Below are 9,317 nucleotides of genomic sequence, written 5' to 3'. Positions count from 1 at the left end.
AGCGCGTCTGCCATTCCGCCACTCGCGCTCGCACACTGATGACCTGCACCGGTTCGTTCCCGGCTTGGTCGTGCGAGGAATGACACTAGCCGATGCGCGAACCGTGGGACAAATCGGACCCCGCTCACACACGGCGCCTGCCGGTCATCGCTGGTAGACAAGGACGTGACCGGCTGGGGGATGCCTCCCCACACCGTCCGACCCAGGAGGATGACGATGACCGACTTCCGCGTGCCGAACCCCTATGACGCCCTTCCGGATCTCCCCGCGCTCGAGGTGACGAGCGAGTCCTTCGCCGAGGCCTCCACCCTGTCGTCCGCGCAGCTCGGCGGGAAGATGGGCGTCGAAGGCGGCGAGGACAAGTCCCCACAGGTGAGCTGGAGTGCCGGACCGGAGGGGACCCGGACCTATGTGGTGACCGTGTTCGACCCCGACGCGCCGACCGCCTCGGGGTTCTGGCACTGGTCGGTGGCCAACATCCCGGCCGACGTGACCTCGCTACCGGAGGGGGCGTGCACCGGCGACGACACCTCGGGCCTCCCGGAGGGGGCCGTCGTGGTCCGCAACGACGCCGGGTTCAGGGGGTTCGTGGGTGCGGCCCCACCGGAGGGCCACGGTCCGCACCGGTACATCCTCGCCGTTCACGCCGTCGGCGACGAGATCCAACTCGGAGAGGACGCCTCCTGCGCCTTCGTGGGGTTCAACCTCTTCGGGCAGGGCCTGGCCCGCGGGACCACCACGGCGCTCTTCGAGCAGTGAGAGTCAGCTGACCGCGGAACCGACGGCCTCCGCCAGGGAGGCGAACCCGCCCTGCCGGAGCCGTCGGGCGACGAGCTTGTTGGTCCCACGGATGAGACCGGGGCCGGTGAACACGAAGCCGGTGTAGGTCTGGACAAGATGAGCACCGTGGGTGATGCGGTCCCACACGTCCTCCGGGGTCTCGACGCCGCCGACCGAGATGATGACGATCCGATCGCCGGCCCGCTCGTGGATCCGGGCGAGCACCTGGCGGGACCGGTCCGCGACGGGTGCCCCCGAGATCCCGCCCGCGCCCATCGCCGCCACCGTGCTCGCCGGGGTCGTGAGCCCGTCGCGCGAGATGGTGGTGTTGGTGGCCACGATGCCGGCGAGGCCGAGCTGCACGACGAGATCGGTGACCGCGTCGATGTCCGCGTCGTCCAGGTCCGGGGCGATTTTGACCAACACCGGGATCGTCGCCACGTCACGGACCGCCGTGAGGATGGGACGCAGCGATTCGACCGCCTGCAGGTCCCTCAGGCCGGGGGTGTTGGGGGAGCTGACGTTGACCACCATGTAGTCGGCCAGCCCGGTGAGCATGCTGGCCGAGGCCACGTAGTCGCGAACGGCGTCCTCCGCGGGCACCACCTTGGTCTTGCCGATGTTGATCCCCACCGGGTCGCTGCTGCGCCGACGACGCAGGTTGTTGGCCGCGTTGCCCGCGCCGTGGTTGTTGAACCCCATGCGGTTGAGGATGGCCCGGTCCTCCGGCAGCCGGAACAGACGAGGTGGCGGGTTGCCGGGCTGGGGTGAGGCGGTGACCGTGCCGACCTCACTGAAACCGAAGCCGATCGCCCCCCACGAGTCGACGGCGGCCGCGTTCTTGTCGAAACCGGCCGCGAGGCCGAGCGGCCCCGGAAAGCGACGTCCCAGGACATCCTGGGCCAGCACCGGATCCCGGACGCCGAGGAACCGGCGCACCAGGGAGCCCAGTGGCGGCACCAGGGTCAGCAGCTTGAGAAAGCCGAATACCAGGTGGTGGATCCGCTCCGCCGGAAAGCGGAACAGCACACTCTTCATCAGCGAGTACACGGTCCTCCTCGATGGGACGTGGGTGGTCCTTCGATCAGCTCGACGGCACGGGCAGTGATGGGCGCATCAGGTGGAGGCCGGCACCGTCGGAGGAACCGACGACCACGGTCCCGGAGGCCGTGACCACCAGCGAGTCCGGCTGACGTACCGTCGCGATCTCGGCACGCCGGACCCCTGTGCCGTCGCCGAGATCGTACGCCTGGACGGTGTTGGTTCCGGTGGAGGTGACCCAGACGACGTCCCGGGTGGGGTCCCCGGCGACCGCCCAGGGGGCCGCTGCGACCGGGAACTGCTGGTGGAGCCGGATCGGGGAGGTCGAGTAGACGAGGAGCGTGTCACCCACGGTGTCGCTGGCGACGACCGTGCCCTCGCCGTACTCGTCGAGTCTCCCGGCGCCCTTCCCGGCGCGCAGGAGCGGTCCCGCGCCGTCCTCGTCCAGGTCGATGCTGGCGATGACGGTGTCCGGTCGGCTGAACGCCGTGACCGAACCGTCCCGGGCCACACTGATCCGATCGACCGATGTCAGGCCTGCGAGGCGATGCTGTTCCGTCCCGTCGGCGTCCCGGACGACCACGTCGCCGCCGGGGGCGCCCGTGAGCAGGCGACCGTCGGTGGTCACGGCCGCCGCGGTGACCGGTCCGAGTCCCGAGATCTCGCGTGCGTCACCTGCCGCCGTGACCACGACGACGCCGTCGCCGAAGGGGACAAGAACCGTCCCGTCGACCCCGGCAGTGGCGGTTCCCGCATCCGCGGGCAGCTCGACGGTCGTCTCCGGGATCCATCGGGTCCCGTCCACGCGGGCGATCTCCAGAGTCGGCGGGCCGTCGACCTGCGCCACCACCGTGTCACCCACGGCGACCAGCGAGGACACGGAACCCGGGACCGGGACGACCTCACCGCCCTCGGGATCGGAGACCTGGGGCGACGCGGCGGGTCGGGCGTTACCCTGCTCGATCCCGGTGTAGTCCTCCAGTTGGCTGGTGGTCGACGCGCAGCCGGCGAGCCCGACGGCGAGGGAGAGCAGAGCGGCGGTCACAGCGGAGCGGCGGTGGACACGAAGGGGCACGGTGTTCCTTTCGACTTCTCCACAGTGTCCCCCACGCGGGTCCTCAGTCGCCGTCCAGGTCCGGACGACTACCCTCACGGCGGTGCGGTGAGACACCCGCGCCCGTGCCGACGTTCCCCGACAGAAAGCAGCGCCCGTGAACCCGACGGTCCTGGCCGCCCCCGCTGCGGACGGCATGTCCTGGCTCCAGGTGATCGTGCTCTCCGTGATCCAGGGGATCACGGAGTTCCTGCCCGTCTCGTCCTCCGGGCACCTCCGCATCTTCTCCACCTGGTTGTTCGGTGCGGACGCGGGAGCCTCGTTCACGGCGGTCATCCAGCTCGGCACGGAGGCCGCCGTGCTGGTGTTCTTCTTCAAGGACATCGTGCGGATCCTCGTCGCGTGGTTCCGGGGGGTGTTCGACCGCCGGCGCCGCGACGACCCGGACTACCGGCTCGGCTGGTACGTGATCATCGGCTCGGTCCCCATCGCCGTGATCGGTTTCTTCGGCAAGGACCTCATCCGGGACGCCGCCCGGAACCTGTGGATCACGGCGATCGTGCTGATCGCGTTCTCGTTCGTGTTCCTCATCGCGGAGAAGGTCTCCAAGCAGGACCGCCCCGTCGACGGCCAGTCGCTCGAGGGCTTGACGATGAAGGACGCGGTGGTCATGGGACTGGCCCAGTGCCTGGCGCTGATCCCCGGTGTCAGCCGTTCGGGCGGCACCATCTCGGCCGGGCTGTTCCTCAACATGTCCCGCGAGGCCGCCGCACGGTTCTCCTTCCTGCTGGCGATCCCGGCGGTCCTGGCCTCCGGGTTGTTCAGCCTCCCCGACGCGTTCGAGCCGTCCGTGGGGCAGTCCGCCACCGGGATCCAGCTGATCGTGGGATCGGTGATCGCGTTCGTGCTGGGCTACGCCGCCATCGCGTGGCTCCTGCGCTTCGTGCAGAACCACTCGCTGGCCTGGTTCGCCGGGTACCGCATCATCCTCGGCCTGGCCGTCATCGCGCTGCTGTCCACCGGCGCGATCCCCGCGACCTGACCTCACCACCGAAGTGGCGCGGCGTCGGTAACCTGCCGTCATGACCGTCATCCTCCTGCGCCACGGCCGCTCGACCGCCAACACCGCGCTCACCCTGGCCGGCCGCACGTCCGGGGTCGCGCTCGACGAGACGGGCCGGGCGCAGGCACAGGACCTCTGCCGACGTCTCGACGGTCTCCCGGTCGAGGCGGTCGTCCGGTCGCCGCTCATGCGCTGCCGGGAGACGGTCGAGCCGTTGGCCGCCGCGTTCGGGGTGAAACCGGTGGTCGAGGAGGGCCTGGTCGAGGTCGACTACGGCACCTGGACCGGACGGACCCTGACCGAGCTCGCGTCCGAACACATGTGGTCGGTGGTGCAGCAGCACCCCTCCTCGGCCGTCTTCCCCGGGGGTGAGTCCCTCGCCGAGATGGCCACCCGCGCCGTCTCGGCCGTCCGGGAGCACGACCGCCGCCTGGCCGAGGACGCGGGCCGTGACGTGCTGTGGGTGGCGTGTAGCCACGGAGACGTGATCAAGTCGGTGATCGCCGACGCGTACGGGATGCATCTCGACCACTTCCAGCGCATCGTGGTGGAGCCGGGATCGGTGTCGGTGGTCCGCTACACCCCCCACCGGCCGTTCGTCCTCCGGGTCAACGACACCGGTGGAGACCTCGCCAGTCTCCGCGGGGAGCCCGCCGGACACATGGGCAACGCCACCGCCGGAGACGCCAGCTCGGACGCGGTGCCCGGCGGGAACGTACCCTCATGAACCGCACCTCCACCCGGGACCACCCGGCACCACACGGCAGCACACGAGGGAGACGACCGGCATGAGCAGGGAAGTCCACGAGTTCCGCGACCCGGCCCGGTTCGTGGTGGGCACGGTCGGCCAACCCGGCGAGCGCGTGTTCTTCGTCCAGGCCACGGGCGGCGGGCGAACCGTCTCCGTCCGGTGCGAGAAGCAACAGGCCCAGATCCTCTCGGAGCGGATGGGGGATCTCCTCGACGAGATCGCCGCGAAGTCCGATGTCCCCGTCCCCCCGGCCGCCGGCGTCGTGGACGACCTGGCGCCGCTGGAGATGCCCGTCGACGCGGAGTTCCAGGTGGGCACGATGGGCCTGGGGTGGGACGGCGAGAAGAGCCAGATCGTCGTGGAGCTGCTGGCGGCGGACCCCACCGCCACCGACGAGTCGGTGGTCCTCTCGGACGCGGAGGACGCCCCGGACGCGCTCCGCGTGTTCCTGACCCCGCAGCGTGCACGGCAGTTCGTCCTGCGCAGCGAGAAGGTCGTCTCCGCCGGGCGCGCTCCGTGCCCGCTGTGCGGCGAGCCGATCGACACCACGGGGCACCTGTGCATCCGCCTCAACGGGTACCTCCCGCGCTCCGGTGACGCGCTCGCCGACCTCGTCGACCCGTGACCGCCCGCCCGCCGGGCCCCGAACTCACCGTTCTGCACCGGATCCCCTCGGGAAGCAACGCGGTGTACCGCTGCGTGGACGCCGAGGGCGGGCACTGGGTGTACAAACCGTCGGCGGGGGAGCGGCCGCTCATGGACTTCCCCGACGGCAGCCTGGCGGCCCGGGAGATCGCGGCGTACGCGGTGTCCGTGGCCCTGGGGTGGGACCTGGTGCCCGAGACGGTGGGAGCACACGGCCCCGGCGGCCCGGGGATGGCGCAACGATGGATCGACGAGCTCGACCGGGGTGAGGCGCCCGGCCACGACCCGGTGGACGTCCACCCGGTGGGCGCCCTTCCCCCCGGCCGGGTGGCGGTGCTCCGGGGTGAGGGATCCCGCGGGGAGGACGTGGTGGTGGCGCACGCCCTCGACGATCGACTCCGTCGTATCGCGTTGTTCGACCACGTCGTCAACAACGCCGACCGCAAGGGCGGACACGTCCTCGTCGACACCTCCGGCCTGATCTGGGCGATCGATCACGGCCTGTCGTTCCACACCGAGCCGAAGCTGCGCACCGTCCTGTGGGGGTGGGCCGGCCAGCCGCTGCCCCCGGGGGATCTCGAGGGACTGGGCAGGGTGCGCGACGGGCTGTCCGGGGACGCCCTCCTCGCGGAAAGCCTGCGTGACCTGCTCTCACCCGCCGAGGTACGCGCACTGGGCGCTCGGGTCACCGCACTGCTCGACGGCGAGGTGTTCCCCGTACCGGGAGCGGGCTACCCGTTACCCTGGCCGCTCTTCTGAACCCGCCCGGTATCTAGACTCGCCCGCATGCACTCGTGGCCCCCGCCTGCCGTCCACGCCGTCCCCGGCGACGGTGCCCCCCTGAAGTTGTACGACACGGCGAGCGGACAGGTCCGGGAGGTGTCCGCCGGGCCAGTCGCCGGGATGTACGTCTGCGGCATCACCCCCTACGACACCACCCACCTCGGTCACGCGGCGACCTACCTGACGTTCGATCTGGTGTACCGGCTCCTGCTGGACGCCGGACACGAGGTCCACTACGTCCAGAACACCACGGACGTCGACGACCCGCTGTTCGAGAGGGCGGAGCGAGACGGCGTGGACTGGAGGGAACTCGGGGACCGTGAGACCGATCTGTTCCGCTCCGACATGGAGGCGCTCCGCGTGCTCCCACCCCGCGACTACGTGGCCGCCACCGAGACCATCGACGAGGTCGTGGAGATGGTCGCCGAGCTCGTCGACCGCGGCCACGCCTACCGGATCGATCCCGGGGTCGACGGGTACCCCGATGTCTACTACCGACACCGGGCCACCCCGGCCTTCGGGTACGAGTCGGGGTACGACGCCCAGGAGATGGCCGCCGCGTTCGCCGAGCGCGGCGGGGACCCGGACCGGCCCGGCAAGGAGCACCCGCTGGACGCACTGCTGTGGCGGGTGCGGCGACCGGGGGAGCCGTCCTGGCCCTCGCCCTGGGGGGCGGGCAGACCCGGATGGCACATCGAGTGTTCGGCGATCGCCCGGAACCGCCTGGGTATGGAGTTCGACATCCAGGGTGGGGGCAGCGACCTCGCGTTCCCACACCACGAGTTCTCCGCCGCCCACGCGGAGGCCGCGACCGGTCGTTCCCCGTTCGCGCGCTTCTACGTGCACGCGGCGATGATCGGCCTCGACGGGGTCAAGATGAGCAAGTCGTTGGGCAACCTCGTCCGGGTCAAGACACTCCGCGAACAGGGGGTGGACCCGGCCGTCATCCGACTCGCCCTGGCCGCCGGCCATTACCGGACGGACCGCTCCTGGTCGGAGGACCTGCTCGCGGAGGCCCGCTCCCGGTGCGAGACGTGGTTCCGTGCGATCTCCCGGGGATCGGGCGCCGACTCCGCCGCGACCATCATCGCCGTGCGGGAACGTCTCGCGGACGACCTCGACACCCCGGGCGCCCTGGCCGCGGTCGACAGGTGGGCAGAGGCGACCCTGGCCGGGGACGAGTCCGACCCGTCCGCGGGACCGTCCATCGCGACCGCCCTCGACGCCCTGCTCGGTCTCGCCCCCGCCACCTGACGGCGTTCCGGTGACCGGTCCGACGGTCTGACGGTCTACCCGGCGTCGGGCTCGTCCCGCTCGCCTCGCAGGAAGCGCTCGAACTCGGCGGCGATCGACTCGCCGTCGACCAGCGGCATCGTCTCCCCGTCAGCGGCCCGACCACGGTCGGGTTCGGGGTCGACCCCCGCCCCGACACCGTTCTCGTCGTCCATCCGGTCCTCCAGGGACTGGATGTAGTCGCGGAGGTCCTCGTCCTCGCCGGCGGCGGCGTCGACCTTCGCGACCCACGTGCGGGACTGCACGCGCAGTGCGTCCATCGGGACGGCCACCCCCAGGTTCTCCGCCAACCAGGACAGCACCGCCTCGGTGCCGCGCGGATTGGGCGGTGCGGCAACGTAGTGGGGGACACCCGCCCACAGACTCACCGTCGGGACCCCGGCCTCGGTGAGGAGTTGCTGGAGGACCCCGGTCATCCCGGTGGGCCCCTCGTAATCGGAGGCCCGGACCCCCATCTCGGCCATCCTCTGCCGATTGAACGCCGTCCCGGTGAGCGGAACGGGGCGGGTGTGGGGCACATCGGCGAGATAGGCACCCAACAGCACCACCTCGGTGACTCCCAGGGTGTCGACGAGGTCCACGAACTCGGAGGCGAACCGGCGCCACTTCAGACCCGGCTCGGGCCCCCGGACCAGCAACACGTCGTGGTCGAACCCGTCCGGTCGGCACGCGGACACGAGGATCTGTGGCCACTCGACCGATCGCGACACCCCGCCGGAATGCCGGACCGTCGGCCGCTGGTCGAGGTAGTCGAAGAACTCGTCGCCACCGATCTCCGCGATCTGCCGCGCCTCCCAGGTCAGGGCGAGATGTTCGACGGTCCCGGTCGCCACGTCCGCGGCGTCGTTCCAGCCCTCGAAGGCCACGATCATCACCGGGCTCTCGAGATCGAGGTGCCCGTCGGGGGTCCATTCGACAGTCATCAGTACAGCCTACGGACGGACACTTCCGGGGCACCCATACACTGGGGCCATGTCTGTCGATTTCGATTCGCCCCTGTTGGACGCCGCCCGCCGGCGAGTACTGATCAGCGACGGGGCGATGGGCACGATGTTGCAGGCGGTGGACCTGGATGTGGACGTCGACTTCCTCGGTCTGGAGGGATGCAACGAGATCCTCAACGCCACCCGCCCGGACGTCGTCGCGGACATCCACCGCGCGTTCTTCGAGGCCGGCGCGGATCTGGTGGAGACCAACACCTTCGGGTGCAACCTGTCCAACCTGGGGGACTACGACATCGTCGACCGCATCGGCGAGCTGGCCGAGAAGGGTGCCGCGATCGCCCGGCAGGTCGCCGACGAGATGGGCCCCTCCGAGGACGGCACCCCGCGGATGGTGCTCGGCTCCCTCGGTCCGGGGACCAAGTTGCCCTCGCTCGGGCAGGCCACGTTCGAGGAGATGAGGGACGCCTACGCCCGCGCGGCGGAGGGCCTGGCCCGGGGCGGAGCCGACGCGTTCCTCGTGGAGACCAGCCAGGACCTGCTCCAGGTCAAGGCCGCGGTACTGGGCTGCCAGGACGGCATGGCCGCCGCCGGGCGCCGGCTGCCCATCATCACGCACGTGACCATCGAGACCACCGGGACCATGCTCCTGGGGTCCGACATCGGGGCGGCGCTGACCGCGCTCGAACCGCTCGGCATCGACATGATCGGCCTCAACTGCGCCACCGGGCCCGCCGAGATGATCGAGCACCTGCGCTACCTCACCCAGCACGCCGGCGTCCCCGTCTCCGTCATGCCCAATGCGGGACTGCCCGAACTGGGAGAACACGGAGCCGTGTACCCGCTCGGCGCCGAGGCGTTCGGCCCCCAGGTCGCCGACTTCGTCTCCGAGTTCGGGCTGTCGATGGTCGGCGGATGCTGCGGCACCACCCCCGAACACATCACCCGCCTCCGGGACGAGGTGAG

The 9,317-nt window shown here is 70.8% G+C and carries 10 protein-coding genes; 7 read left to right on the top strand and 3 right to left on the bottom strand.

The genetic code is table 11. The features are described 5' to 3' along the window. Positions 1-216 precede the first annotated feature (216 nt). Positions 217-759, top strand: a complete 543-nt coding sequence (locus tag G6017_RS07300; protein WP_182616714.1) for a YbhB/YbcL family Raf kinase inhibitor-like protein — start codon at positions 217-219, stop codon at positions 757-759. A gap of 3 nt (positions 760-762) precedes the next feature. Here G6017_RS07300 and G6017_RS07295 read toward each other — a convergent pair whose 3' ends face one another. Beyond that, positions 763-1,830, bottom strand: a complete 1,068-nt coding sequence (locus tag G6017_RS07295) for a quinone-dependent dihydroorotate dehydrogenase (RefSeq protein WP_182609563.1) — start codon at positions 1,828-1,830, stop codon at positions 763-765. Positions 1,831-1,864: 34 nt separating this feature from the next. Beyond that, positions 1,865-2,896: a YncE family protein gene (locus G6017_RS07290; protein WP_179525281.1), complete on the bottom strand. Its 1,032-nt coding sequence runs from the start codon at positions 2,894-2,896 to the stop codon at positions 1,865-1,867. 175 nt (positions 2,897-3,071) lie between these two features. Here G6017_RS07290 and G6017_RS07285 point away from each other — a divergent pair, with 175 nt between their 5' ends. From G6017_RS07285 to mshC, 5 genes are all read left to right on the top strand, one after another. Further along, positions 3,072-3,917, top strand: a complete 846-nt coding sequence (locus tag G6017_RS07285) for an undecaprenyl-diphosphate phosphatase (protein ID WP_241730995.1) — start codon at positions 3,072-3,074, stop codon at positions 3,915-3,917. 40 nt (positions 3,918-3,957) lie between these two features. Further along, positions 3,958-4,665 (top strand): histidine phosphatase family protein, encoded by a 708-nt coding sequence (locus G6017_RS07280; protein WP_182616712.1) that lies wholly within the window; start codon positions 3,958-3,960, stop codon positions 4,663-4,665. A gap of 61 nt (positions 4,666-4,726) precedes the next feature. Beyond that, positions 4,727-5,314, top strand: coding sequence for an Rv2134c family protein (locus G6017_RS07275; protein WP_179525278.1), 588 nt, complete (start codon positions 4,727-4,729; stop codon positions 5,312-5,314). Beyond that, complete coding sequence (locus G6017_RS07270; protein ID WP_182616710.1) at positions 5,311-6,093, top strand: Rv2133c family protein; 783 nt, start codon at positions 5,311-5,313, stop codon at positions 6,091-6,093. The genes G6017_RS07275 and G6017_RS07270 overlap by 4 nt, the downstream gene beginning before the upstream one ends. 27 nt (positions 6,094-6,120) lie before the next feature. Further along, positions 6,121-7,371: a cysteine--1-D-myo-inosityl 2-amino-2-deoxy-alpha-D-glucopyranoside ligase gene (gene mshC / locus G6017_RS07265; RefSeq protein WP_182616708.1), complete on the top strand. Its 1,251-nt coding sequence runs from the start codon at positions 6,121-6,123 to the stop codon at positions 7,369-7,371. Between the two features lie 35 nt (positions 7,372-7,406). Here the strand turns inward: mshC and G6017_RS07260 are convergent, their stop codons facing one another. Further along, entirely contained in the window at positions 7,407-8,333 is a 927-nt protein-coding gene (locus G6017_RS07260) for a PAC2 family protein (protein WP_179525275.1), read from the bottom strand. A gap of 49 nt (positions 8,334-8,382) precedes the next feature. Here G6017_RS07260 and G6017_RS16735 point away from each other — a divergent pair. Then, a partial coding sequence (locus G6017_RS16735) for a homocysteine S-methyltransferase family protein (protein ID WP_241731414.1) occupies positions 8,383-9,317 on the top strand: 935 nt, incomplete at its 3' end.

The sequence above is a fragment of the Dietzia sp. B44 genome (genome assembly GCF_014145245.1).
GTDB lineage: Bacteria > Actinomycetota > Actinomycetes > Mycobacteriales > Mycobacteriaceae > Dietzia > Dietzia natronolimnaea.
Note: the sequence above shows the minus strand (reverse complement) of the source record. Positions and strands in the feature narration are given on the sequence as shown.